This window comes from Corallococcus praedator (assembly GCF_003612125.1).
GTDB lineage: Bacteria > Myxococcota > Myxococcia > Myxococcales > Myxococcaceae > Corallococcus > Corallococcus praedator.
Genome location: NZ_RAWI01000807.1, coordinates 1 through 809, shown reverse-complemented (window position 1 = coordinate 809; position 809 = coordinate 1). Strand labels below are relative to the sequence as shown.

At 66.7% G+C, this 809-nt stretch carries 2 protein-coding genes; one reads left to right on the top strand and one right to left on the bottom strand.

Annotated elements, in window-relative coordinates:
* Positions 1–118 precede the first annotated feature (118 nt).
* The gene (locus D7Y13_RS41880) at positions 119–406 is read right to left on the bottom strand and encodes a TIGR02300 family protein (RefSeq protein ID WP_120538435.1); all 288 of its coding nucleotides are present in this window, start codon (positions 404–406) and stop codon (positions 119–121) included.
* A gap of 141 nt (positions 407–547) precedes the next feature.
* Here D7Y13_RS41880 and D7Y13_RS41875 point away from each other — a divergent pair.
* Positions 548–809 (top strand): zinc-ribbon domain-containing protein (locus D7Y13_RS41875; RefSeq protein ID WP_244222478.1); only part of this gene is annotated, 262 nt, incomplete at its 3' end.

Genomic DNA, 809 nt, shown 5'->3' with positions numbered 1-809 from the left:
GCCCCGCCATGGCCCCCCAGGGCTCCCACGCGAGGGCCCGGAAGGCCGCCGGAAAAACAGAAGGGCCCGCCCGAGCAAGCTCAGGGGGCCCTTGGAAACCTGGAACCGCGCAGGAAACCTAGATTTCTTCGTCTTCGGCGGGCTCGCCCGGCGTCTCGGCGTCCTCGTCCTCGAAGGCCTCGATGCCGTCCTCGTCCTCCTCGGCGGCGGGCGTCTCCTCCGGCTCGGGCTCGATGATCTTCGGCGTGGCCGCCAGGCGCCCGCGCTTGCCCTCAGGCTTGGGAGCCGGGGCGTCCTTCTGATCCGCCCCGCACTTGGGGCAGATGGCGTCCGGCTTCTTCAAGTCGTAGAACTTCGATGCGCACTTGAAGCAGACGTGCTTGTTCCCGAGATCCTTCGCCGCCATGCACCCACCCTCAACGAAGCTAGAGAAAAAAGGGAGGGCGGCTGAATAGATGGGCCCACGGTCAGAGTCAACCGTGTGTTTGCACGGGGGATTTCTGGCGGTAGCATCCTCGTCGGTTTCCCCCGAGAGCCGGACACCCCTTTGAACTTCACCTGCGACAATTGCCAGAAGCGGTACTCCATTGCGGACGAGAAGGTCCGCGGCAAGACGGTCAAGGTCCGTTGCAAGAACTGCCAGAACGTCATCTCCGTTGAAGGTCCCGCCGAGGAGGAGAGCACCCGTGTGGTGTCGCTCGCCGACGTGGAGCGCATCCGCGCCCAGGAACGCTCGCTCGCGGGGGGAGGTGCCCCGGCCGCGGCCCCCGCGAGCGAGCGTTCCTGGGCGCGGATGCGCTCCACGTCGG

Excerpts from the sequence above, each read along its gene's own strand:
- D7Y13_RS41880 (WP_120538435.1), bottom strand. The coding sequence starts at position 406 with ATGGCGGCGAAGGATCTCGGGAACAAGCACGTCTGCTTCAAGTGCGCA.